Raw genomic sequence first — 22,127 nt, 5'->3', positions numbered from 1 at the left:
GCGATGCCGCGACCCGCGGCCCCCCGGATCAGCCTGGGATCAGGCGCGACCGGCGCTGCGCCAGCCGTCGTGGTACTCCTTGCGAGCGGTCTCGGAGTAGGGGACCGGGCTGACGACGGCCCGGACCTCGATCTGCTTGTGCGGCTGCACGGTGGTCTTCTTGCTGCCACCGTTCGGCTCGCCCCACACGACCTTGACCTCGGTGCCGATCTCGACGTCGGGCTCGATGGTCGCGAGCGACAGGGCGCGGCGCTCGTTGGCGCTGTAGCCGGTGAACATCGAGAAGCCGATGTGCGAGCCGTCCGGGCCGAGGACCGAGTCGTAGTTCGACGAGCCGAAGTTGGCGTTCGGGAGGTCGAAGAACTGGTAGTCCTCACCCTCCGGCGTGAAGTAGGAACCGAAGATCTTGGTGACGTCCTCGGAGTTCCAGGCCAGCGTGACCTTGGTCTTCTGCTGCGACACGTCGAGCTTCTTCAGCGCGTCGGCGCCGATGAAGTCGTGGTCGAACTTCACGAAGTTGCCGTAGCCGAGCTCCCACGGGTTGAGGTAGTAGTCCTCGATGTTGTCGGAGACGTAGCTGCCGGCCAGGGCGTTGACGGCCTCGTAGCTGTCCGCGCCGAGCCACTCGCGGTAGCCGCGCATCTCCTCGCCGGTGTAGATCGCCGGGAGCGGGGAGGGGATCCAGCCCGACTCCAGGGTGTTGGAGGAGTATGCCCGCGAGCCGACCGGCTCCAGGCCGAACTCGGCGCCGGCCTCGAGGATGGTGTTGCGGACCTTCTCGTAGGACTCGTACGGACCCCAGATCTCCAGACCCGGCGCGCCGGCCATGCCGTGGCGCAGGGTGTGGATCTTCTCGCCGCCGACCTCCATGAAGTCCATGTGGAAGAACTTGACCTGCTCGAGCGGTCCACCGTTGAGCTTCTCGATGACCGGCCAGGCGTTCGGTCCCTGGATCTGGAAGCGCCAGTACTTGCGCGACACGGCCTTGCCGTAGGGACGCGAGGGGGAGCGGTCGTCGTAGGTGACCTCGACGTCGTACCCGCCGGTCTCGGCGTGGTACTGGAGCCAGTTGGCGCCCGGGCTGCGGCCGACGTAGACGAACGCGTCCTCGTCCTCGTGGAAGAGGATGCCGTCACCGATGACGTGGCCGGCCGGGGTGGTCGGCACGAACTGCTTGGCCCGGTTCACCGGGAAGTTCGCCACGCTGTTGATGCCGGTGTCCGACAGCAGCTTGAGGGCGTCGGGGCCCTTGAGGAACAGGTTGACCATGTGGTGCGACTGGTCGAACAGCACCGCGGTCTCGCGCCAGGCACGCTGCTCACGGCGCCAGTTGGTGAACTCGGCGGGGACGACGGGGTAGATGTAGGCCCCGATCTGCGAGCTACGCAGGTGCTCGACGATGTTGCCCTTCTCGTCGAGGAGCTCCTGCAGGTTCTGTGCTGTCATTGCTTCCTTTGCCTTTCAGGTGGAAACGGTGTTCGGGGCCGTCAGCGATCGAGGCCGCGGAGCAGCTTCTGCCGCCACGCCTCGGTGCCTTCCACGTCGTTGAACGTGAAGATGTGGAAGCCCCGCAGGTTGGTGTCCGCCTCGCCGAGGTGGGGCTTCAGCCCTCGGATCAGCTTGTTCGGGCTGTAGCCGCCCGGGGTGAAGAACTTCCAGAGCATGCCCTGCTGCTTCTTCAGGAAGCGGGCGGAGTCGCCGAGGCCGATCTTGGCCGTGACGCGCATGAGCTTCTGGCGGGAGACCGCGCCCGGCATGCCGACCCGGATCGGGAGGTCGATGCCACGGCGGCGCACCTCGTTGGCCCAGGCGACCGTCGTACCGGCGTCGAAGCAGACCTGCGTGGCGATGTGGTTCGCGTAGCGGGACTTCTCCTCGAGCGCCTTCCAGAGCTGGTCGTCGGAGATCGCGGCGTGGCCCTCGGGGTAGCCACCGACACCGATGTCGGTGAAGTGGTGACCGACCTCGTCCAGCGCGCGCAGCACGTCGAGCGCGTCGTAGAACTCGCCGGCCTGCTCGGCGTCGCCGCCGACCACGAACAGCGTCGGTACGCCGGCGTCGTCGAGCCGGGCCACGATGTCCTTGAGCTGGGACCGGTCCTGCAGCATCCGCGCCGACAGGTGCGGGGCCACGGTGTAGCCCTTCTCCGTCAGGCGTACGGCGAGGCCGACCGTGTCGTCGAGCGTCTTGCCGGGGGAGGCGGTGACCGTGATCCGGGTCGTGGTCGGCACCAGCGAGGTGACCTTCTCCTCGGTGCCCTTGAACGGCATCACCTCATAGGTGAGGTTCTCCAGGATGCTGCGCAGCATCTGGTCGGGCGTGCCGGTGCCGACGGCTTCGCCGGTGGCGGCGGTCGTCTGGCGGTCGCGGCAGGTCTCGTCGGTGGTCATGTGCTCCCGATCTTTCGTCTCGGCGGTGACTCAAGGCTGTCCGCGGCCGGAGACCCGGAGAAGGGTGCTTCCCGTGTGATGGAAGCCACGCTGCGCCCCGAGACGGATGTCGCGGTCCGACCGCGTCGGGACGGACGGCCGGCGCCGTCGTACGCGCCTTCTGGTGAGCGTCATCCTGGCGATGTCCAGGCTGAGCGAGCCGAGGTAGGCCGCGCACCGACCACAAGAACCCCGCCGAGGTGGCACGCCGGCTCAGCCTGTGCGCGTCGCCAGCACGAGCCGTCCGGCCCGCAGCGAGCCGGTGCGCTCGGGGACGAGGCCGAGGTCAGCGGCCAGGTCGAGCAGGGACCGGTCTTCGCTCGTGACGAAGCCGTGGGCGGCGAGCAGCCGCCCCATCCGGCCCGGGCTCCAGGCGGAGCGGTTCGGCTCGTGCGCCAACGGGTCCGCCCCGGCGCGCCGGGCCGCGACCTGGAAGAGCGCGCGACCGGCACGGGTCAACAACGAGCGGGTGGTGTAGTGGACGGCCAGCAGGCTGCCGGGCGCCGAGAGCGCCGTGACCTGGCCGAGGGTGGCCTCGACCTGCGCCGGGGTGAGATACATGACGACGCCCTCCCAGACCCACGTGGTCGGGACGGTCGCGTCGAACCCGGCCGCGGCGAGCGCCGGCGCGAGCGGCGTGCGGGCGAGATCGACCGGGACGAATGCGTGCCGCGCCGCGACGAGGGGCAGGTCTCCGGCGGCGGTGACCCGCCGGCGCTTGTCGGCCTGCGAGGCCGGCTGGTCGACCTCGAGGACGGCCGTGTCGTGCAGACCGCTCATCCGCCAGGCGCGCGCGTCGAGCCCCGCCCCGAGCAGCACGAGCTGGCGGTGTCCGGCGGCCCGGACCGCCTCGTCGACGGCGATGGTGCGCACCGCCATGTGCTCGGCAGTGGCGCGCAGCATCTCGTCGGGCACCCGGTCGGCGAACGTCGTGGGCCGCTCGCTGCTCCGGGCCCGTGCGACGCCGGCGCGCTCGTCGCCGTCGAGCAGGCGTACGGCGACGGGGTCGCTGAAGCGCCCCACCGCGATCCGCCCGTCGGCGACCGCCCGGGCCTGGGCGACGAGAACGGCGGACCGGCTGGCCTGCGGGTCGCTCCCCGGCACGCTCAGGCCCGCCGGCCGAACAGCCAGTCGCCGCAGGCGAGCGCGGTGCGGCGTACGACGACCAGGTAGACGGCGATCGCCAGGTATCCCACGTCACGGAGCACGTGCTCGAGGTAGTGCGGGTCGGCGACCTGGCCGCCGCCGCCGAAGCAGCCGCAGTCGATGTTGAGCCCGCGCGCCCACGCCGAGGTGATGCCGACCAGGAAGGAGCAGAGCCCGAGCGCGAGCAGGACCGCCACCGAGCGGGTGAAGATCCCGAGGAGCAGCAGGATCCCGAGGAGCAGCTCCGCGACCGGCAACGCGGTGGCGTACGCCGATGCCCACTGCCAGGGCAGCAGCTGGTAGGCGCGCACGGCGAGCTCGGTCGTGTCGTGGTGGGGCAACTTGTCGAGGCCGGCGGTGATGAACGTGTAGCCGAGGTAGACCCGGCCGGCCAGCCCGATCCAGCCGAGGACGCGGGTGACGACCGTCGGCGAGGGAGCGGCGTGCTCCTCGAGCGTCGCGGTCATCCGAGCACCACCCACGAGGTCCGGGCGGCGCCGAAGACGACGACGGCCGCGACGCCGAGGTAGGCGATCCACAGCAGCGCCGCCGGAGGCGGCTGGGTCCGGGTGGTCAGCTCATGACGCACGAACCAGGCACCGACGACGAGGACCAGCGCCGAGACGACACAGAGGCCGACGACGTACCACTCTTCTGACACGGTCCCAGCGTGGCACAGCGCGCCACGGCTGCGCGGCCGGACCGGCCGACAACCCCCATGGTGTCCATCGGGGCCCGCCAGCGGGCCGGCCCCGCGGGACCGGTCACGGGGCGAGGAAGATCCCGCCGTCGCCGAACACCCGGGCGGCGAACCGCTCGCCGATGAGGCGGTGGGCGTCGGCATCGGGGTGGAGCGCGTCGGGCAGCGGCAGACGCGCGTGGTCGTCCTCACCGTAGAGGTCCCGCCCGTCGAGGTAGTGCAGGTGCGGGTCGTGCTCCGCGCGCTCGGCCACGATCCGGGCGATCTCGGCGCGGATGCTCGTCAGCGTCAGCCTGCCGTGCGGCACCTCGGCCGGGTCGCCGCCCGCGCGGAAGGAGAGACGGCCCTCCGTCCAGGCGGAGAGATCGGGCAGGCTGGGTCCCGGCGTCTCCTCGTGGATCGGACACAGGATCGGCGAGATGATGAGCAGCGGCGTCGTCGGGTGACCGTCACGGATCGTGTCGAGGTAGCCGTGGACGGCGGGGCCGAGGGCACGCAGGCGCATCAGGTCCGTGTTGACCAGGTTGATGCCGAGCTTGAGGCTGATCAGGTCGGCCGGGGTGTCGCGCAGGATGCGCGCGAGGAACGGGTCGAGCAGCGCGCTGCCGCCGAGGCCGAGGTTGGTGAGCTCGACGTCGCCCAGGCCGGCCGCGAGCGCCGGCCAGGTCGTCGTGGGACTGGCGGCGGTGGAGCCGTGGCTGATCGAGCTGCCGTGGTGGATCCAGCGGCGGCGCCCGTCGGCCGGACGGGGCTCCACCGGCGCGTCGGTGCGGAGCGCGACCAAGGCGGTCGTCTCGTCCCAGGGGAGCCAGAGCTCGACGTCCTTGGGAGCGTCGGCCAGGCCGGCGAACCGGACGGTGCCGGGCTCACCGGGTTCGAGGGTCGCCGTGCCGGCCATCATGTCGACGGTGAGCCGGTCGCCGCCGGCGATGCTGCCCTGCGCGGCCAGGCGCCCGTCCACCACGAGGTCGTAGACGCCGTCGGGGCGCGCCGGCGCGCCGACGTACACGCGCTTGGTCGGGAGCGCCTCGAGCTCGATGGTCGTGGCGGCGGTCCGGAACGCCAGGCGTACGCCGCTGGGCTGCGTCTCCACCATCGCCAGCTGCGGGTCCGCGCACTGCGCCCGAGCCCAGGCGGGGAGCCGGTGGGGGAGCAGGCCGCGGTCGGTCCGCTCCAGCTCAGCCGCACCGCGGACGAGGTCGGGGGTCAGGGCGATGGTGGTCAGGTCGCTCATGAGGGCATGGTGACGGGGCGCTAGGCGCCGACGGAGGCCTGCTCGGCGGGCTCAGGCACGCGCTCGTCGTCCGGCAGCGGCTGACGGGTGAGGCCGGCGGCCGTCAGCGCGCCGGAAATGTTGTGCCACACCGAGAAGATCGCCGGGGGCAGCGCCGCGGCCGGCATGGCGGCGAAGTGCCCGGCCGCGAGCGACGCGGCAAGGCCGGAGTTCTGCATGCCGACCTCGAAGGCGAGCGCGCGGCGGGCGCGGTGATCGAGGCGGGCGGCCTTGCCCGCGAGATAGCCGAGGAGGAGCCCGAAGCCGTTGTGCAGCACGACGGCGACGAAGACCAGCAGACCCGAGGTGCGGAACGCGTCCGCGCTGTTGCCCATCACCGCCGCGACGATCACGGCGATCGCGACGACGGAGAGCCACGGGAAGAGCGCGGCCGCGCGGTCGACCCAGCGGGAGGCCGCCAGTCGGACGACGACGCCGACGACGACCGGGAGCAGCACGGTCTTGACGATGTCGAGGAACATCGATCCGGCCGGTACGTGCAGGTAGTGGCCGGCGAGCCAGAGGGTGAGCAGCGGGGTGAGCACCGGCGCGAGCAGCGTCGACAGCGTGGCGACGGAGACCGACAGCGCCACGTCGCCCTTGGCGAGGTAGGCCATCACGTTCGACGCCGTGCCGCTGGGCGCGCAGCCGACGAGGATCACGCCCACGGCGAGTGCTGGGGAGAGCCCGAGGACGTGCGCGATCGCCCAGCCGGCGAGCGGCATGATCACGTAGTGGGCCACGAGGCCGAGAAGCACCACCCACGGACGCCGCGCGATCCGGGCGAAGTCGGGCGGCGTGAGCGTGACGCCCATGCAGAACATCACGACGCCCAGGAGATAGGGCACGTCCTTGGTCACCGGGGCGAACGTGTCGGGGAGCAGGAAGCCTGCGGCGCCGGCGACGATCACCACCAGCGGGAAGACCGTGACGGCGATGAGGGCGTTGCGGTCTTCACGACCACGGGGGCGGGGGAGGTTCGGTTGGGGGGTCGAGGGCACGTCGGGGACGTTATCGGCGCGGCGCGTCCGGCCCGTCAACTCGTCTCGCGATGCGGCCCCCGAGGAGGTCGGAGTCGTGATGTCAGAAACGTCCGCGCGCCGTGACCGGCCACGGGTCGAGCGGCGCACCGGGGCGGCGGTGATCGGCGTAGAGCACCTCGGCGAGGTTGACCGCGTTGCAGACGTGGTTGGGGACGACGTCCACGATGGTGCCGAGCGGATAGACGCGCGTCGTCTCGACGACGCTGTGGTGCTCGGAGAGGAGCACGATTCGCGCGTCGGGGTCGTCGAGGAGTCGCCCGAAGCCGGTGGCGTACGGCGCCCGGTCGGCGCCGAGCGCCTTGCTGCCGGCGTCCAGGACGACTCGGCCGCCGGCGTGGCTGATGACGGTGGCGCGGCAGGTGAGCGCGATCCGGTCGGGCGTCGTCGCGCCGAGCTCCCACTGCTGGGCGTCGCCGAAGACGTAGACACCGGGGCGGAGCTCGGTCAGCGGGGCGGGCCGGTCCAGAGCGGCCCCGAGCGACGGCGTCGAGCCGCCGCTGAGGACGGCGGGCTCGACACCGGTCGCACGCAGGACGTCGGCGGCCTGGGTGAGGGCACGTCGTTCGTCGTACGCCGCACTCGACCGCGCCTGCGGCGCGTAGCTGTGCCCGGGGAAGGTGAACGCGCCGGTGACCGTCAGGCCGGCCTCGCGCGCGGCGGCGGCGACCGTGCCGACCTCGTCGGGGGCGGCGCCGCTGCGGTGGTGGCCGCTGTCGACCTCGACGAGCACGTGCGCGGGTGCGCCGTCGAGGCACGTCGCCAGGTGGGCGGCACCGGCCGCGGAGTCGACGGTGAGACTCAGGGTGACGGTCTCGGCGAGCGCTCGCAGTCGCGAGGCCCGGTCCGCGTCCGGCCACAGCGGCAGGGCGACGAAGAGATCGGTGACGCCGGCCTCCGCGAAGACCTCGGCCTCCCCGATGGTCGCGACCGTGAGGCCCCTCGCGCCGGCGGCCAGCTGGCGGCGCGCGATCTCGGGCGACTTGTGGGTCTTGGCGTGCGGCCGCAGGGCGACGCCGGCCGCAGCCGCGTCCGCGCCGACCCGAGCGACGTTGGCGTCGAGGCGTCCGACGTCGACGCGGAGGTAGGGCGTCGAGGGCTCAGCGTTCATGGCTCGACCGTAGGACTGCCACACTCGTGCCATGGCAGACGGGGTCGTGAACGTCGGGGTCGTGATGTGGCCGATCGAGGAGTGGCCGGCCATGGGGGAGCGGTGGCGGGAGGCCGAGGCGCTTGGCTTCCACACCGCCTGGGTCTACGACCATCTCGCCTGGCGCGGCCACCGGCCCTGGGACGACGCGTATGCCAGCCTGGCCGCCGCCGCGGCGCTGACGTCGCGGATCGGCCTCGGCACGCTCGTCACCTCGCCGAACTTCCGTCATCCGGTGCCGACGGCGTCCGCCGTACGCTCCCTGGACCGGATCTCCGGCGGCCGGCTGACGCTTGGCATCGGTGCCGGGGGAGACGGTCACACCTCGGATGGGGACGTCCTCGGCCGCGCGTGGACGGCGAGCGAGCGTGCCGACCGGTTCGCGGAGTGGGCGACGCAGCTCGACGTCCTGCTGACCTCGTCGCCGGCCTCCGTGAGCGGTGACTACTGGACGGCCCACGAGGTCACGATCGCGGACGGGCTCGTCCAGGAGCGCCCGCCGTTCTACGTGGCGGCCAACGGCCCTCGCGGGATGCGGCTCGCTGCCCGCGTGGGGCAGGGTTGGATCGCCAACCCGTACGCACCCGACGGGTCCGGGCTCGACGGGGTCCGCGGCAGCCTGGGACGCCTGGCCGATGTGTGCGAGGCCGAAGGGCGGGATCCCGGAGAGCTTGCGAAGGTGCTCCTCACCGGCTTCACCGCCGAGCCGTGGCTCGCCTCGCTCGGCGCCTTCGAGGACCTGCTCGGTCGGTACGCCGAGCTCGGGATCACCGACGTGGCGATCCATTGGCCGCGCCCCGGCACCCCGTGGGACGCCGACTGCTCGGTGTTCGAGCAGGTGGCGGCGTACGTCGCCGGCGGCGGTGGTGGTCGAGATGGCGGCCGTTGAGACACTGATCGCACGGGACGACGGCGCCGTGGCGCAGCGCGAGGCGGCGCGCATCTGGGCCCGCGCCGTCACCGTGCGCGACCGGCTGGCCGTGCCGGCCGACACGGACGAGAAGCTGCCCGGGATCGCGCGCAGCGTCGGGCACCCCGGTGCGTCGCTCCACCTCGCGCGGCGCGGTGATGGGGCGGTCGGCTTCACGCTGTTGGTGCCGGCCGCGGCCGCGCTGGAGGTGCTCTATCTCGCCGTCGACCCCGACGCGTGGGGGAGCGGCGTGTCTGGGCAGTTGCTGGCGTACGTCGACGAGGTCGCGCGCACCGGGGGAGCCGACGCGCTCCACCTGTGGGTGATCGACGACAACCACCGCGCCCTCCACGTCTACCGGCGCGCGGGGTGGGTGGCGACGCAGGAGGTCAGGACTCGTGACGAAGACGGCCGGGTCGAGCGGCGGTTCGTGCGGCGGCTCGCGTCGCGGTGAGCGTGACGATGTTGCGCGTCCACGTGTCGCCGGCGCGGGAGGTCGTCGCCGCGCTGAGGGCTGCCGAGGACGTCCGCACGTGTCCGCTTCCCTCGGAGCTGTCCGGATAGTGCCCGCCTGGTCAGCGCGGTGCTGGGTCGTGCCCTGCCTCGACGGGACCGGGCGAGCGCGCGACCCCGGAGGCCAGGGACACGAGCGCATCGCCGTCGATCCTGTGGGTCTCCCACTCGCTCTTCGGCACGGAGCCGAGCGAGCGGTAGAACGCGATCGACGGTTCGTTCCACGTCAGTACGCACCACTCGAGCCGCCGCCAATCGCGCTCGACGCAGATCTCCGCCAGGCGCCGCAACAGGGCCGTGCCGGCGCCGACGCCGCGGGCGGCCGGGTCCACGAAGAGGTCCTCGAGCCAGATGCCGTTGCGGCCGGTCCACGTCGAGAACGTGACGAACCAGACCGCCAGGCCGATGGCCTGCCCGTCCTGCTCGGCGATGAGCGCGTGGGTCGTCGGCGCTCCGTCGCCCGGGAAGAGCGCCTCGGCGAAGTCCTGCTCCGTGGCCTCCACCGCGTCCGGCTCGCGCTCGTACTCGGCCAGGGCCCGGACGAGACGAAGGATGGCGGGCACGTCGGTCGGGACTGCTTCACGGATGGTGAGACTCACAGGTCGCAGACTATTGTCGCCGGTCCGCCCGTGAACGCGCCGGGTTGGAGGATCGGAGTTCGCCGGGCCAGATGGTTCGTGGGGTAGGTGTCCAATCGGGGGCCCGCGTACGTCGCCACCGCTGTCGCAGGCGGTGTGGGTGTCGTGCGAGAGGAGGCCGCAGGTGACCCAGAGAGCCGAGCAGCATCAGTTCGCCCCGACGTTCACGCAGGTCGAGGTGGTCCGATCTCAGGCGGACGCCGCCGGCTGACCACCGTCGACCTGTACGGCATCCGGATCGCGAACGACCTGGTGGTGGACAACGCCGCCAAGCATGATCCGGCGTTCTTCGACGAGCTTCTGGCGCTCGAGGTTGAGCTGTGCGACCGTGCGCCGTACAACCGCATCGGGTTCGCCTGGCAGCTCGTGCTGGAACGCTGACCGATAGACTTCGACTGTGCCGGAGTTGCAGCTTCTGCGAGCAGACCACGGGGCCGCGATCCTGGCGTTCGAGACCCTGAACCGCGCCTACTTCGCCGCGTCGGTGACCGACCGCGGGGATGAGTTCTTCGAGCATTTCGCCGAGCAGCACCGCGCGCGGATGGCGGAGCAGGACTGTGGAGAGGGCGCGTACTACGTGCTCGTCGCCGAGGATGGGAGAGTCCTGGGTCGGTTCAACCTTGTGTTCGTCGGCGACGGCGTCGCGAACCTGGGATACCGGGTCGCGGAGGAGGTCGCGGGGCAGGGAGTCGCGACCGCGGCGGTGCACGAGATGTGCCGACTGGCTGCGTCGCGGCACGGGGTCACCACGCTCAAGGCGGCCGCCGCCACGACGAACGCCGCCTCACGCCGGGTGCTGCTCAAGAACGGCTTCACTCCGGTGGGCCCGGCCGACCCGGCGGACATCGGAGGGAAGACCGGCACGTGGTACGAGCGGGATCTCACCGCCCGGCCGCGGCCGATCATCGGCTGAGCGCGATCGACACGTCGGACGTTCGCTGGAGGAGCCGTCGAGACGGCGTGAATCCGAGCCGTTCGTATGGATGCGGTTCGGATGGATGCGGTCAGTGCGCGCGGGCGATCCCGTTGGCGAGGGCGAAGATCCCGACGTACACAACCTGGACGTCGGTGGGGGGCGGAGCACGAGCACGTTAGTCACGGCTCGACTGCCCTTGCCATCTCGATGAGGTCCCCGCCAGGAGGGTCCATCTGCATCGGTCTCGTGCGTCCCGTGGTGACGAAACCGTGCCGGGAATAGAAGCGTTGCGCCGGCAGGCTGCCCTCATAGACCCACAGGCGCAGGCACGACGACCGAGCGCTGGCCCATCCGAGGATGGCCTCAAGCAGTGCATCTGCGATGCCGAACTCACGGCCCCGAAACTCTTCGGTGACATAGACACCTGTGAGGACAGGCTCGGGGCCGTGGTCATCGCCGATCTGGCAGGCCATCATGCCGACCCAGCGGCCTGTGTCGGCCTCTACGACGACCCACGACGCGGCATCGGGTTGGTCTCCTCGGCGGGCGCGTATCCGCCAAGCCTCTTCGTCGAAGGTCAGTGTCGTTGCGAGCGTCGCGCCGTAGGAGATCGGGTGTGCCTCGGCGTTCTCAAGGCGGAAGCGGCGAAGCTCCGGCCAGTCATTCTCGGTCGTTGAACGAAGATCGAACCGCGGATGCACGGGCACATTCTTCTTCATAGGTCGGGGCGTGGTCGCGGGGGATGCCTATGTCCTGTCTCATCCGATCTGACGTAAGAGCGGGCGCCACGACGGTCGTACGTCAGGTTGAGTAAGACTGCGTCGATGCGCTTGTCTCACTCAACCTGACGCAATTTGCTGAATCGGTCACTGGCGATGCCGCGAGTGCGGCGTCTCGGCGCGCATCCGCTGCCGATAGTTCGCGAGACCGATCGCGGCCGCGAGTGCGAGTGCGAGCATGGCGCCGGCCCACCCGGGCGCGCGGGCGTTACCGTGGCTGACCAGGAACCCCGAGGCCGCGCCACCCATCGATATTCCGAGGTTGGTGACGGTGTTGACCCAGGTCGATGCCTCGGTGACCTCGGCTGGGGCGACGAGCTTGTCGCTCGATTGATAGGCGACGACGTAGATCGGCGAGATCGCGAGGCCACCCGCTGCGAGGGCAGCGGCGAACAGCCAGTACGGGTTGACCGCGCTCGCGATCAGTGCGGCCGTGCCGATCAGCGTCAACAGTCGGGAGAGGCTCCGCCCAGCCGACCAGGTCGGCTGGAGACGGCCCCAGAGTAGGCCGCCGGTGACGGAGCCGACTGCGACGCCAGCGTCCGCGAGGCCGGCCAGAGATGGATGGCCAGCGGCGAGTGCTCGGGCCGCCGTGACGGTGTAGATCGTGGCGGTGACTCCGCCGACGGCCCCCATCACCAGTAGCAATCTCAGGAACGGGGTGTGCCGGAGCGGGCCGCGCGCCATGCGCTGTTGGCCCAGGTTGGGAGTCGCGCCAGCGGCCGCGGACGTGGCCAGACCGGCGGCGCCAACGCCGAGAAGCCCCACGCATATGACGAGTGCCGCGTACGCCGGCGCGACGGCAAAGATCCCGGAGGCGATCATCGGGCCTACCAGGTAGAGCGTCTCTTCGCCCACGGCGTCGAGGGAATACGCGCTCGCGATTGCTTCCTTCGGGACGAGCGCACGCCATTGTGCTCGCATGCTGGGTCCGAGCGGCGGACTCGCCAAGCCGACGGCCAGACCCGTTGCCAGCCACGGGACCGCGCCCGTGACATGGGTGCGCGCCATAGCTGCAGCAGCGACGAGTACAGCCACCATGATCGCGGTGATCAGCGGGATGATGAGCCGCTGCCCGTAGCGGTCGATGGCACGGGACTTGACCGGCATCGAGAGTGAGGCGAGGCCGTTGAGCGCCATCGCGGTCGCTGCGGTGGAGAACGAGCCGGTTGCGTGTTGGACGGTGAAGAGGAGCGAGAGCGGGAGTACACCATAGGCAAGTCGACCGATGAGCGCGGGCACGAAGGTGCGCGCCACGGCGGGCCGTCGAAGCAGGTCGGCGTACTTCCCGGCAACGGCAGTGCCGGACATGACTGTCTTTCGGGACGGGACGGTCAGCAGGCCGCGGGGTGATGGGGACGCTGAAGGTGCCGACGACGAACGTCGTCGGGCTGCTGCGTACCTAGTCCCGGGTGACCATGGCAGGAGTCTACGGTGTTGGGTCTCGGTGCCGGGCACTGAGACGAAGAAGCCGGGGAAGGGTGACCCGATCTGGAAGGCGCGATGGCGGTGTGTAGCTGCCACCAGATGACAGCTACACAGCGCCATCTTGTGCGGAGGGTGCAGCACCTAGACCAGAAGTTGACATAATGTCGCTTATCGGCGATCTAGCCGAGTGCTTCGGAGAGGGGGCGTGCGCCGCGTAGCCACGCGCGCAGGGTCCGCTCCAGATCCTTCCTGTCTGTGCCGCTCAATGGCGCCAGGACGCGCTCGTCGGCGGCGACGACGTCGGCGAAGGCCTCGTCGAGCCGCTGTGAGCCGCGTGGCGTCAGCTCGACGTGCACCGTCCGTCGGTCAGGCTGCTCACGCACGCGCCTGACCAGCCCGGCATTCTCGAGGCGTACGACGCGCTGTGTCGTCGCGCCAGCCGTGACGCGACAACGTCGCGTGAGCTCACCGGCGGTGAGTCGGTAAGGCCGGCCGGCGCGACGCAGCGTGTCGAGCACATCCAGTGAGCCTTGATCCAGGCCGTGCTCAGCGAGCGTCTCGGTGCGCGCCGCATCGAGACGCTCTGCCAGGCGCCGGAGTGGAACCACGACCCGGGACGACGAGACGTCCGTCGCGGGCTGCTCGCGCGCCCAGTCGGCGATGATCTCCTCGATCTCGTCTCGCTGCCACTCTCGCTCCATGGCATTATTTTAGCCCTAAAACGTCGATGGTGCGGGCCTTGGTCGCGTGCGGGCGCGTTGCACTGACGGCGGCGGTGGATGAGTGTGGGTGTGGTGAGACTGCGGGCGTGGGTAGGCGTGACGTGTCTGGTCGCCGCCGCATGCTCGTCCACGCCAGGATCGGATCGTCCGCTCGGGCCACGAAGCCACTCCCCCTCCATCGGCTCGTCCGCCCGCGCAGAATCGTCAACAGCGTCGCTGGGCTGCCAGCCGATCGGCGACGACGCACCATCGTCGGAGCGGATCATCGTCCTCGGGCGCGTGGCGCTCCCTGCGCCGACGAGGCCGGCCTTGCAGGCGGCCCGCGGCGAGGACGGCGGGTCGCCAGTCCTCACATATTTCGCCAAGGCCGGCCTCGGCGTCAGAGTCGGCACGCGGTGGCGGCTGAGCGTCGCGGACGATGCTCGCGAGCACTTGCGCATCGGCTGGGGCGCCCCGGCCGTCCCGACGACGGCGATCGGACCCGCGCCGGGCTCGGGCTGCCGCTCGGCGTCACGCTCCGGCTGGCTCTGGTATCCCGGCGGCTACTGGACGGACGAGCCCGGCTGCTACTCCGTGGTCGTCCACGCCGCCGGCAGGTTGCAGCAGGTGCCGATCGGGGTCGGTGCGCCGTGCCCGGGTCAGCGCCCTCCGGTCGATACGTCGGCCAGATGAGCCCGCGCCGGCGTACGCCCGTCCGGTCGCTGGCGTCGGGGTCCCCGCGCCGCCGCGTCAACCGGCGACGTACGCCGCCAGATGCTGCCCGGTGAGCGTCGATCGCGCCTCGACGAGCTGGGCCGGCGTCCCTTCGAAGACGATGCTGCCGCCGTCGTGGCCCGCGCCCGGGCCGAGGTCGATGATCCAGTCGGCGTGCGCCATCACCGCCTGATGGTGCTCGATCACGATGACCGACTTCCCGGAGTCCACCAGCTGGTCGAGCAGGCCCAGCAGTTGCTGCACATCGGCGAGGTGGAGCCCGCTGGTGGGCTCGTCGAGGACGTAGACGCCGCCCTTCTCCTGCAGGTGTGTCGCGAGCCGGAGCCGCTGGCGTTCGCCGCCGGACAGCGTGGTGAGCGGCTGTCCGAGGGTGAGGTAGCCGAGTCCGACGTCCGCCAACCCGCGGAGGATCCGGTGGGCGGCCGGCGTACGCACCTCGCCTGCGGCGAAGAACTCCTCGGCCTCGTCGACCGACATGGCGAGGACCTCGGCGATGTTGCGGCCGCCGAACGTCAGCTCGAGCACCGCCGCCTGGAAGCGGTTCCCCTCGCACTCCTCGCACGGCGTCGCGACCGTCTCCATGAAGCCCAGCTCGGTGTAGATCATCCCGGCCCCGTTGCAGGTCGGGCAGGCCCCCTCGGAGTTGGCGCTGAACAGGCCGGGCTTGACGCCGTTCGCCTTCGCGAACGCCTTGCGGATCGGGTCGAGGAGTCCGGTGTACGTCGCCGGGTTGCTGCGCCGCGATCCCTTGATGGCGCTCTGATCGACCGTCACCACGCCCTCGCGGCGCGCGACGGGCCCGTGGATGAGGGAGCTCTTGCCCGAGCCGGCCACGCCAGTGACGACGCAGAGCACCCCGAGCGGGAGGTCGACGTCGACGTCTCGCAGGTTGTGGGTGGTCGCGCCGCGGATCTCCAGCACGCCGGTCGGCGTACGCACGGTGTCCTTGAGCGCGGCGCGGTCGCCGAGGTGACGCCCGGTGAGGGTCCCGCTCCCCCGTAGCCCGTCGACGGTGCCCTCGAAGACCACCTCGCCGCCGGCGGCGCCCGCGCCGGGACCGAGATCGACGACGTGGTCGGCGATGGCGATGGTCTCCGGCTTGTGCTCGACGACGAGCACGGTGTTGCCCTTGTCGCGCAACCGCAGGAGGAGGCCGTTCATCCGCTGGATGTCGTGGGGATGGAGCCCGATCGTCGGCTCGTCGAAGACATAGGTGACGTCGGTGAGCGACGAGCCGAGGTGGCGGATCATCTTGACCCGCTGCGACTCGCCGCCCGACAGCGTTCCGGTCGGCCGGTCGAGCGAGAGATAGCCGAGCCCGATCTCGTCGAAGGAGTCGAGCAGGTGCTGGAGCCCCGCCACGAGCGGCGCGACGGAGGGCTCGTCGACGTCGCGGAGCCAGGCCGCCAGGTCGCTGAGCTGCATCGCGCAGGCCTCGCCGATGTGGAGGCCCCGGACTTTCGAGGAGCGCGCCGACTCGCTGAGCCGGGTGCCGCCACAGTCCGGGCACACCGCGAACGCGACGGCGCGCTCGACGAAGGCGCGGATGTGGGGCTGCATCGCCTCCACGTCCTTGCTGAGCATCGACTTCTGGATGCGCGGCACCAGACCCTCGTAGGTCATGTTGATGCCCTCGATCTTCATCCGCGTCGGCTCCTTGTAGAGGAAGGCCTCGAGCTCCTTCTTCGTGAAGTCGCGGATGGGCTTCTCGGGGTCGAAGAACCCCGAGGACGCGTAGAGGCGGTAGTTCCACCCGCCGGTCGAGTAGCCGGGAATGGTGAGCGCGCCGTCGGCGAGCGACCTGGTGTCGTCGTACAACTGGGTCAGGTCGATGTCGGACACCTGCCCCATGCCCTCGCAGCGCGGGCACATCCCGCCGAGGTAGACCTGCTTGCGTACGACGATCTTCTCGCCCCGGCCCCTGTCGACGGTCATCGCACCGCTGGCGGTCCGGGTCGGGACGTTGAACGCGAAGGCCTGGGGCGAGCCGATGTGCGGCTCCCCCAGCCGGCTGAAGAGGATCCGCAGCATCGCGTTGGCGTCGGTGGCGGTGCCGACGGTCGAGCGGGCGTTGGCGCCCATCCGCTCCTGGTCCACGACGATCGCGGTCGTGAGCCCCTCGAGCACGTCGACCTCGGGCCGCGCCAGCGTCGGCATGAACCCCTGCACGAAGGCGCTGTAGGTCTCGTTGATCATCCGTTGCGACTCGGCGGCGATGGTCCCGAAGACCAGCGAGCTCTTGCCCGAGCCGGAGACACCGGTGAAGGCGGTGAGCCGGCGCTTCGGAAGCTCGACGCTGACGTCCTTGAGGTTGTTCTCGCGCGCGCCCTGCACGCGGATGAGATCGTGGCGGTCGGCTCCTGCGGCCGTGGTCATCGGGACTCCTCGCGCTCGGTTCGGTCAGGCCACCTCGTTGATGCGGACGTGGTTGCCGGCGGGGTCGCGGAAGGCACAGTCGCGCACGCCGTACGGCTGGTCGGTGGGCTCCTGGATGACGTCGGCACCGCTGGCCTGGATCTTCTCGAAGGCGTCGTCGAGGTCCTTGGTGGCGAGGATGATCCGGGCGTAGCTGCCCTTCGCCATCAGCTCGGCGATCATGCGGCGCTCGTCGTCGTTGAGGCCCGGGTCCATCGCCGGCGGCTCGAGCACGAGGTTGGTGTCGGGCTGACCGACCGGACCGAGTGTGATCCACCGCATCGCGCCTTCGCCGACGTCGAGGCGGACCTCGAAGCCGAGCGTGTCGCGGTAGAACGCCAGCGAGGCCTCGGGATCGGTGTGCGGCAGGAAGCTGGTGTGCAGGGTGATGTCCATGCCCGTCACGCTAGATGGGCCTCGCCGGCGGGCGCTTCTCGATTCCTGATCGATCCGTCGCCGACCCGCCCGTTCCTGACCGGCCGCGCGACCTGCTTGACGATGCAGGACGGCAGCTCGGCGGCCGCTCCCCCGGCCTCGGCGGCGCGTCGGCGGTAGGCGCTCGGTGGCATCCCGACCAGCTCGGTGAAGCGCGTGCTGAACGTCCCGAGCGAGGCGCAGCCGACCTCGAAGCACACGTCGGTGACGCTCAGGTCGCCGCGTCGCAGGAGCGCCATGGCGCGCTCGATCCGGCGCGTCATCAGATAGGCGTACGGCGACTCGCCGTACGCCTGCTTGAACTGACGGCTCAGGTGGCCGGCGGACATGTGGACGCCGCGGGCCAGTGCCTCGACGTCGAGGGGCCGCGCATACTCCCGGTCGATCCGATCCCGCACGCGTCGCAACCGCTCGAGATCGCGCAGGCGCTGTGCGAAGGCGTTGTCGTCCGGCGCAGGTCGGTTCGCGGTCACCTCGGCATTCTCGCAGTCTCCGAGGCGAGGCAGCCTGCGCGGCGAAATCCCGCCAGGTCATCGCGGAGGACCCGTCCGGCAACCCCGTCGAGCTCTTCGAGCCTCTCCTCGAGGAGGCCAGGCTGGACGGACCCACCAGCGACTGAGGCCGCTCACCACCGGTCCGGCACACTGGAGCGATGCTTCACCGACACCCGTTCCTCAGTCTCGTGACCGGCGGCTACCTGCTGTTCGTCGCGTGGCTGACCTTGACGCCTCAGCCCATCGGCCCCGACCAGCAGGACCTCATCCTGCGGGCGCTCGACGCGCTGCACCGCCACGGGTACGCCGAGTCGCTCGACTACGGCCGGCTGGAGTTCCTCGCCAACATCGGGCTCTTCGTGCCGATCGGCATGTTCCTGCTGCTGCTCTTCGGTGCCGGCGGCTGGTGGGCGGCGGCCATCGCGTCGTTCGCGATGACCTGCGGGATCGAGTATGCCCAGCGCTACATCCCCGGCCGCGTCTCCGATGAGCGCGACCTGGTCGCCAACGGCCTCGGCGCGCTCATCGGCATCGCCGTGGCCCTCGTGCTCACGATGCCGGCCACGCTCCGCCGGCGCCGCCGTCGGCGGCTGCAGCGCGCGACCGCCTAGCAGCGCGGAAGCTAGGTCGCGAGCCGCCGGTTGACCGCGCGCACCAGCCAGCTCGGCGCGATCCCCGAGGCGGCGAACATCGCCTGCGCCTGCCGCCCGACGGCGCGGTGGACCCCGCCGAGCAGGCCGTGGCCGCCGGTGGCGGCGCGGAGGATCTCCTCGGCGACGTCCTCGGGCCGCAGCCGGATCCCCAGGCTCCGGGTGGACGCGATGTCGACGTCGGTCGTCATGGCGGTGTCGACGAAGAGCGGCCACAGGGCCGTGACCGTGATGCCGTCCGCACGCCACTCGAGGTCGAGCGCCTCGGTCAGGCCTCGAACGGCGAACTTCGTCGCGGAGTACGTCGCCAACTCGGGCTGGCCGTAGATCGCGGACGCGGACGCCAGGTTGATCACGTGGGCGCCCTCAGTCGCCCGCAGGTAGGGATGGGCGAGGTAGCACCCGTTGAGGACACCGGTGACGTTGACCTCAACCTCCCGCCGCTGCGCGGCGAGCGGGATCTCGGTGAACCGGCCGCTGCAGAGGATGCCGGCGTTGTTGACCAGGACGTCGAGCCGCCCGCCGCTCGCGGCGGTGAAGGCGGTGAGCGCCTCGGTCCACTCCTCCTCGTCCCGGACGTCGAGGTGCCCGGTCACCACGCTGTCACCGAGCTCGGTGGCCAGTGTGGCCAGGCCACGGTCGTCGACGTCGTACGCCCCGACCAGGAAGCCCTCCCGGGCGAAGCGGAGTGCGGCGGCGCGGCCGATGCCGGCAGCGGCCCCGGTGATGAGGACGGCTCGTCGAGTCATACCGACAGTATGCCGGACGTGACGTTCGTCGCGTCGACCACCCACGCGGAATGTCGGGCAGGCTGGGCGCCGTTGCCGGTTCGAGGCGCTGGTCGGCCCGGACCGACCCGGAGCGACGCCCGAGCCGCCTCGGAGTCGATTCCGTCGGGTGGGTTACACGACATTAGGATCGGCGCTCCCCCGACGAGACGAGCAAAGGAAACCCCTCAATGCCCGACCAGAGCCCGGAGCACACCCCGCTCATCGAGGCCCCCAAGTCCAAGCTCCCGGCGATCATCGGCGCGGTCGTCGCGGTGGTGGTCGTCGTCGGCCTGGTGGTCTTCTTCACCACGCGCGGCGGTGACGACAAGGCCGCCGACGGCACCAAGCTCACCAAGGTCACGATGGGCATCGTCGACACCGGTGACCCGTACTGGAAGACCTACCAGGAGGAGGCCCGCAAGCAGGGCATCGACCTGGAGTACAAGAAGTTCTCCGACTACGACCAGCCCAACCCGGCGCTGAGCCAGGGCGAGGTCGACATCAACCAGTTCCAGCACATCATCTTCCTGGCGTCGTACGACGTGAAGAACCACGACGACCTCGTCCCGCTGGGCTCGACCGCCACCTACCCGCTGGGCCTCTACTCGACGACGTACGACTCCGTCGACCAGATCAAGGCGGGCGACACGGTGGTCGTGCCGGACGACGACACCAACCAGGCCCGCGGCCTCGTCCTGCTGCAGAGCCAGGGGCTGATCAAGCTCACCGACGGTGGCACGCCGTTCTCGACGCTCAAGGACGTCGACACCAGCGCGTCGAAGGTGAAGGTGAAGGCGCTCAAGGCCGACCTGACGCCCACCTCGCTCAAGGACGTCGCCGCGGCGGTCATCAACAACGACTTCGTCGAGGACGCCGGGTTGAAGTTCTCCGACGCGCTGGCCACCGACGATCCGAGCGACCCCAAGGCGCTCCCCTACGTCAACATCTTCGCCGTCCGGGCCGAGGACAAGGACAACCCGACCTATGCGAAGCTGGTCGAGATCTACCAGAACAGCGCGGCCGTCCAGAAGGGTGCCGACGAGGCGTCGGGGCACACCGCGCAGTTCGTCAAGATCCCGCAGGCACAGCTGCAGAAGTCGCTCGACGAGACCGAGAAGCAGGTCGAGGACGCCCAGTGACGTCCAGTCCTGCGGGTGACGCCGCGGAGCCGCTGGTGCGGCTCCGCGGTGTCACCAAGTCCTATCCGGGGTCCTCTCCGGGCGTACGCCGCGGTGGGACCGGTCCTGCCGTCGTCACGGCGGTGGACGACGTCGACCTGGACGTGGCGGCCGGCGAGATCCAGGCGATCGTCGGCTACTCCGGCGCCGGCAAGTCGACGCTCGTGCGGCTGGTCAACGCGCTCGAGCCGGCGACCAGCGGCTCCGTCGTGGTCGACGGCGTCGAGTTGACCGGGCTCCCGGAGCGTCGGCTGCGCCAGGTGCGGCTCGGCATCGGGATGATCTTCCAGCAGTTCAACCTGCTCGAGTCGCGGTCGGTCTGGGGCAACCTCGCCTATCCCCTGCAGATCGCCGGCGTGGGCAAGGCCGAGCAGCAGCGCCGGATCTCCGAGCTGCTGCACTTCGTCGGCCTCCCCGACAAGGCGCACACCTATCCCCGGCACCTCTCCGGTGGCCAGAAGCAGCGCGTCGGCATCGCGCGGGCGCTCGCCACCAGCCCGAAGCTGCTCCTCGCCGACGAGGCGACCAGCGCGCTCGACCCGGACACCACCCAGGAGGTCCTGGAGCTGCTCAAGCGGGTCAACCGGGAGCTCGGCACGACCATCATCGCGATCACCCACGAGATGGACGTCGTCCGGACCATCGCGGACCGGGTGGCGGTCATGGAGAAGGGACGCATCATCGAGTCCGGTCCCGTGTACGACGTCTTCTCGGCGCCGCGCGAGGCGGTGACGCGCCGCTTCGTGGGCACCGTCGTGGACGACGAGCCGGACGAGGTCGCGCTCGAGGAGCTGCGGACGCGCCACACCGGCCGGTTCGTGAAGCTCGCCTTCCGCGACGGCGGCGTGCGACAGTCCGAGGTCTTCGCCGTGCTCCACCGGCACGGCGTCGCGTTCGAGCTCGTCTACGGCGGGATCGAGGAGATCCAGGGCGCGACCTTCGGCAACCTGACGCTCGCGCTCGACGGCCAGGACGCGCTCGTCGACGCCGCGCTGGCGGAGGTGCGCGCCGTCGTACCCACGAAGGAGCTGCGATGATGGCGCCGACGGTGCTCGCGACCCGACTGGGCGAGCTGTGGCCCGACATCTGGCAGGCGACCGGCGAGACGCTGGTGATGATCGCCTTCACGATGGTGATCGGCGGGCTGCTCGGCCTGCTGCTCGGGCTGGCGCTCTACCTCACCCGGCGCGGCGGGCTCTTCGCCAACCGGGTGGTCTCGGCGATCCTCAACGTGCTGGTGAACTTCTTCCGGCCGATCCCGTTCATCATCTTCATCGCTGCGGTCCAGCCTGCCGCCCGGGCGATCGTCGGCACGGGGATCGGGATGAAGGCGGCGATCTTCGCCCTGGTGCTGGCCGCGATGTTCGGCATCGGCCGGATCGTCGAGCAGAACCTCGTCACCGTGCCGAACGGCGTCATCGAGGCGGCCCGGTCGATGGGCGCGTCGCGGCTGCGGATCGCCGCGACCGTCCTCATCCCCGAGGCGCTCGCGCCGGTGATCCTGGGCTACACGTTCGCCTTCATCGCCGTGATCGACATGTCGGCCGTGGCCGGCCTGATCGCGGCGGGCGGCATCGGGAATTTCGCGCAGGTCTACGGCTACCGGCAGTACGACACCGCCGTGACCTGGGTGTGTGTGCTCATCCTCGTGGTGATGGTGCAGATCGTGCAGGTCTCGGGGAACTTCCTCGCCAACCGGCTGCTGCGCCGCTGAACCCCGCCGGCGAGCGCCGGAGATGACGGAGCGAGGGCCGGACGGGATTCCCGTCCGGCCCTCGCCCTGTGTGGCCGGGTGGTGTGCGTCGGCGCACACCACCCGGCCCCGGC

General features: G+C 70.7%; 25 protein-coding genes. 9 read left to right on the top strand and 16 right to left on the bottom strand.

Annotation, left to right across the window (positions count from 1 at the left end; all coding sequences use genetic code 11):
• Positions 1–39 precede the first annotated feature (39 nt).
• The 8 genes from ligM to AB3X52_RS18045 all read right to left on the bottom strand — a co-directional run bounded on the left by ligM (position 40) and on the right by AB3X52_RS18045 (position 7,699).
• On the bottom strand, positions 40–1,446 hold the full coding sequence (gene ligM, locus AB3X52_RS18080) for a vanillate/3-O-methylgallate O-demethylase (protein ID WP_367995497.1): 1,407 nt from the start codon (positions 1,444–1,446) through the stop codon (positions 40–42).
• Between the two features lie 41 nt (positions 1,447–1,487).
• Positions 1,488–2,390, bottom strand: a complete 903-nt coding sequence (locus AB3X52_RS18075; protein WP_367995496.1) for a methylenetetrahydrofolate reductase — start codon at positions 2,388–2,390, stop codon at positions 1,488–1,490.
• Between the two features lie 252 nt (positions 2,391–2,642).
• Complete coding sequence (locus AB3X52_RS18070; protein WP_367995495.1) at positions 2,643–3,533, bottom strand: class I SAM-dependent methyltransferase; 891 nt, start codon at positions 3,531–3,533, stop codon at positions 2,643–2,645.
• Between the two features lie 2 nt (positions 3,534–3,535).
• Positions 3,536–4,042 (bottom strand): MauE/DoxX family redox-associated membrane protein, encoded by a 507-nt coding sequence (locus AB3X52_RS18065; protein WP_367995494.1) that lies wholly within the window; start codon positions 4,040–4,042, stop codon positions 3,536–3,538.
• Positions 4,039–4,236: a hypothetical protein gene (locus AB3X52_RS18060; RefSeq protein WP_367995493.1), complete on the bottom strand. Its 198-nt coding sequence runs from the start codon at positions 4,234–4,236 to the stop codon at positions 4,039–4,041. Before AB3X52_RS18060 ends, AB3X52_RS18065 begins: the two co-directional genes overlap by 4 nt.
• 103 nt (positions 4,237–4,339) lie before the next feature.
• Positions 4,340–5,509, bottom strand: a complete 1,170-nt coding sequence (locus AB3X52_RS18055) for a GDSL-type esterase/lipase family protein (protein WP_367995492.1) — start codon at positions 5,507–5,509, stop codon at positions 4,340–4,342.
• A gap of 20 nt (positions 5,510–5,529) precedes the next feature.
• Entirely contained in the window at positions 5,530–6,549 is a 1,020-nt protein-coding gene (locus AB3X52_RS18050) for a bile acid:sodium symporter family protein (RefSeq protein ID WP_367995491.1), read from the bottom strand.
• An 82-nt stretch (positions 6,550–6,631) separates the two neighbouring features.
• The gene (locus AB3X52_RS18045; RefSeq protein ID WP_367995490.1) at positions 6,632–7,699 is read right to left on the bottom strand and encodes an alanine racemase; all 1,068 of its coding nucleotides are present in this window, start codon (positions 7,697–7,699) and stop codon (positions 6,632–6,634) included.
• Between the two features lie 31 nt (positions 7,700–7,730).
• Here AB3X52_RS18045 and AB3X52_RS18040 point away from each other — a divergent pair, with 31 nt between their 5' ends.
• Positions 7,731–8,627: an LLM class flavin-dependent oxidoreductase gene (locus tag AB3X52_RS18040; protein WP_367995489.1), complete on the top strand. Its 897-nt coding sequence runs from the start codon at positions 7,731–7,733 to the stop codon at positions 8,625–8,627.
• A complete protein-coding gene (locus tag AB3X52_RS18035) occupies positions 8,614–9,102 on the top strand; it encodes a GNAT family N-acetyltransferase (protein ID WP_367995488.1) in 489 nt (162 codons plus the stop codon). The genes AB3X52_RS18040 and AB3X52_RS18035 overlap by 14 nt, the downstream gene beginning before the upstream one ends.
• A gap of 121 nt (positions 9,103–9,223) precedes the next feature.
• On the opposite strand, the gene AB3X52_RS18030 is transcribed toward AB3X52_RS18035, so the two are convergent.
• Positions 9,224–9,760: a GNAT family N-acetyltransferase gene (locus AB3X52_RS18030; protein WP_367995487.1), complete on the bottom strand. Its 537-nt coding sequence runs from the start codon at positions 9,758–9,760 to the stop codon at positions 9,224–9,226.
• A gap of 144 nt (positions 9,761–9,904) precedes the next feature.
• Here AB3X52_RS18030 and AB3X52_RS18025 point away from each other — a divergent pair, with 144 nt between their 5' ends.
• Together AB3X52_RS18025 and AB3X52_RS18020 are read left to right on the top strand one after the other, a co-directional pair.
• Entirely contained in the window at positions 9,905–10,180 is a 276-nt protein-coding gene (locus tag AB3X52_RS18025; protein ID WP_367995486.1) for a hypothetical protein, read from the top strand.
• Between the two features lie 16 nt (positions 10,181–10,196).
• A complete protein-coding gene (locus tag AB3X52_RS18020; protein WP_367995485.1) occupies positions 10,197–10,712 on the top strand; it encodes a GNAT family N-acetyltransferase in 516 nt (171 codons plus the stop codon).
• 182 nt (positions 10,713–10,894) lie between these two features.
• Here the strand turns inward: AB3X52_RS18020 and AB3X52_RS18015 are convergent, their stop codons facing one another.
• The 3 genes from AB3X52_RS18015 to AB3X52_RS18005 form a co-directional block, all read right to left on the bottom strand.
• Positions 10,895–11,434: a GNAT family N-acetyltransferase gene (locus AB3X52_RS18015; protein WP_367995484.1), complete on the bottom strand. Its 540-nt coding sequence runs from the start codon at positions 11,432–11,434 to the stop codon at positions 10,895–10,897.
• A gap of 147 nt (positions 11,435–11,581) precedes the next feature.
• A complete protein-coding gene (locus AB3X52_RS18010) occupies positions 11,582–12,805 on the bottom strand; it encodes an MFS transporter (RefSeq protein ID WP_367995483.1) in 1,224 nt (407 codons plus the stop codon).
• A gap of 296 nt (positions 12,806–13,101) precedes the next feature.
• Positions 13,102–13,623 (bottom strand): MarR family winged helix-turn-helix transcriptional regulator, encoded by a 522-nt coding sequence (locus tag AB3X52_RS18005; RefSeq protein ID WP_367995482.1) that lies wholly within the window; start codon positions 13,621–13,623, stop codon positions 13,102–13,104.
• Between the two features lie 300 nt (positions 13,624–13,923).
• Between AB3X52_RS18005 and AB3X52_RS18000 the strand changes: the two genes are divergently transcribed.
• Complete coding sequence (locus AB3X52_RS18000; protein ID WP_367995481.1) at positions 13,924–14,316, top strand: hypothetical protein; 393 nt, start codon at positions 13,924–13,926, stop codon at positions 14,314–14,316.
• A 57-nt stretch (positions 14,317–14,373) separates the two neighbouring features.
• Here AB3X52_RS18000 and AB3X52_RS17995 read toward each other — a convergent pair whose 3' ends face one another.
• Genes AB3X52_RS17995 through AB3X52_RS17985 form a run of 3 tightly spaced genes read right to left on the bottom strand, consistent with a single transcriptional unit; the run spans position 14,374 to position 17,681 of the window.
• Positions 14,374–16,734 (bottom strand): ATP-binding cassette domain-containing protein, encoded by a 2,361-nt coding sequence (locus AB3X52_RS17995; protein ID WP_367995480.1) that lies wholly within the window; start codon positions 16,732–16,734, stop codon positions 14,374–14,376.
• Between the two features lie 24 nt (positions 16,735–16,758).
• Positions 16,759–17,169 (bottom strand): VOC family protein, encoded by a 411-nt coding sequence (locus tag AB3X52_RS17990; RefSeq protein WP_367995479.1) that lies wholly within the window; start codon positions 17,167–17,169, stop codon positions 16,759–16,761.
• 5 nt (positions 17,170–17,174) lie between these two features.
• A complete protein-coding gene (locus AB3X52_RS17985; protein WP_367995478.1) occupies positions 17,175–17,681 on the bottom strand; it encodes a helix-turn-helix transcriptional regulator in 507 nt (168 codons plus the stop codon).
• 179 nt (positions 17,682–17,860) lie between these two features.
• Between AB3X52_RS17985 and AB3X52_RS17980 the strand changes: the two genes are divergently transcribed.
• On the top strand, positions 17,861–18,313 hold the full coding sequence (locus tag AB3X52_RS17980; RefSeq protein WP_367995477.1) for a VanZ family protein: 453 nt from the start codon (positions 17,861–17,863) through the stop codon (positions 18,311–18,313).
• A gap of 11 nt (positions 18,314–18,324) precedes the next feature.
• Here the strand turns inward: AB3X52_RS17980 and AB3X52_RS17975 are convergent, their stop codons facing one another.
• Entirely contained in the window at positions 18,325–19,101 is a 777-nt protein-coding gene (locus tag AB3X52_RS17975) for an SDR family oxidoreductase (RefSeq protein WP_367995476.1), read from the bottom strand.
• Positions 19,102–19,310: 209 nt separating this feature from the next.
• On the opposite strand from AB3X52_RS17975, the gene AB3X52_RS17970 reads away from it, so the two are divergent.
• The 3 genes from AB3X52_RS17970 to AB3X52_RS17960 are packed head-to-tail and all read left to right on the top strand — an operon-like array spanning position 19,311 to position 22,014.
• Entirely contained in the window at positions 19,311–20,261 is a 951-nt protein-coding gene (locus AB3X52_RS17970; protein ID WP_367995475.1) for a MetQ/NlpA family ABC transporter substrate-binding protein, read from the top strand.
• Positions 20,258–21,337, top strand: a complete 1,080-nt coding sequence (locus AB3X52_RS17965; RefSeq protein WP_367995474.1) for a methionine ABC transporter ATP-binding protein — start codon at positions 20,258–20,260, stop codon at positions 21,335–21,337. Before AB3X52_RS17970 ends, AB3X52_RS17965 begins: the two co-directional genes overlap by 4 nt.
• The gene (locus AB3X52_RS17960) at positions 21,337–22,014 is read left to right on the top strand and encodes a methionine ABC transporter permease (RefSeq protein ID WP_367995498.1); all 678 of its coding nucleotides are present in this window, start codon (positions 21,337–21,339) and stop codon (positions 22,012–22,014) included. Before AB3X52_RS17965 ends, AB3X52_RS17960 begins: the two co-directional genes overlap by 1 nt.
• Positions 22,015–22,127: the final 113 nt, after the last annotated feature.

The sequence above is a fragment of the Nocardioides eburneus genome (assembly GCF_040838215.1).
In the GTDB taxonomy this organism is placed as follows: Bacteria; Actinomycetota; Actinomycetes; order Propionibacteriales; family Nocardioidaceae; genus Nocardioides; species Nocardioides eburneus.
This window is presented reverse-complemented; position numbering and strand designations above follow the sequence as displayed.

Excerpts from the sequence above, each read along its gene's own strand:
- AB3X52_RS17980 (WP_367995477.1), top strand. The coding sequence starts at position 17,861 with ATGCTTCACCGACACCCGTTCCTCAGTCTCGTGACCGGCGGCTACCTG.
- AB3X52_RS17970 (WP_367995475.1), top strand. The coding sequence starts at position 19,311 with ATGCCCGACCAGAGCCCGGAGCACACCCCGCTCATCGAGGCCCCCAAG.
- AB3X52_RS18010 (WP_367995483.1), bottom strand. The coding sequence starts at position 12,805 with ATGTCCGGCACTGCCGTTGCCGGGAAGTACGCCGACCTGCTTCGACGG.
- AB3X52_RS18055 (WP_367995492.1), bottom strand. The coding sequence starts at position 5,509 with ATGAGCGACCTGACCACCATCGCCCTGACCCCCGACCTCGTCCGCGGT.
- AB3X52_RS17990 (WP_367995479.1), bottom strand. The coding sequence starts at position 17,169 with ATGGACATCACCCTGCACACCAGCTTCCTGCCGCACACCGATCCCGAG.
- AB3X52_RS18040 (WP_367995489.1), top strand. The coding sequence starts at position 7,731 with ATGGCAGACGGGGTCGTGAACGTCGGGGTCGTGATGTGGCCGATCGAG.
- AB3X52_RS17975 (WP_367995476.1), bottom strand. The coding sequence starts at position 19,101 with ATGACTCGACGAGCCGTCCTCATCACCGGGGCCGCTGCCGGCATCGGC.
- AB3X52_RS18075 (WP_367995496.1), bottom strand. The coding sequence starts at position 2,390 with ATGACCACCGACGAGACCTGCCGCGACCGCCAGACGACCGCCGCCACC.
- AB3X52_RS18065 (WP_367995494.1), bottom strand. The coding sequence starts at position 4,042 with ATGACCGCGACGCTCGAGGAGCACGCCGCTCCCTCGCCGACGGTCGTC.
- ligM (WP_367995497.1), bottom strand. The coding sequence starts at position 1,446 with ATGACAGCACAGAACCTGCAGGAGCTCCTCGACGAGAAGGGCAACATC.
- AB3X52_RS18045 (WP_367995490.1), bottom strand. The coding sequence starts at position 7,699 with ATGAACGCTGAGCCCTCGACGCCCTACCTCCGCGTCGACGTCGGACGC.
- AB3X52_RS17995 (WP_367995480.1), bottom strand. The coding sequence starts at position 16,734 with ATGACCACGGCCGCAGGAGCCGACCGCCACGATCTCATCCGCGTGCAG.
- AB3X52_RS18035 (WP_367995488.1), top strand. The coding sequence starts at position 8,614 with ATGGCGGCCGTTGAGACACTGATCGCACGGGACGACGGCGCCGTGGCG.
- AB3X52_RS17960 (WP_367995498.1), top strand. The coding sequence starts at position 21,337 with ATGGCGCCGACGGTGCTCGCGACCCGACTGGGCGAGCTGTGGCCCGAC.
- AB3X52_RS18015 (WP_367995484.1), bottom strand. The coding sequence starts at position 11,434 with ATGAAGAAGAATGTGCCCGTGCATCCGCGGTTCGATCTTCGTTCAACG.
- AB3X52_RS18005 (WP_367995482.1), bottom strand. The coding sequence starts at position 13,623 with ATGGAGCGAGAGTGGCAGCGAGACGAGATCGAGGAGATCATCGCCGAC.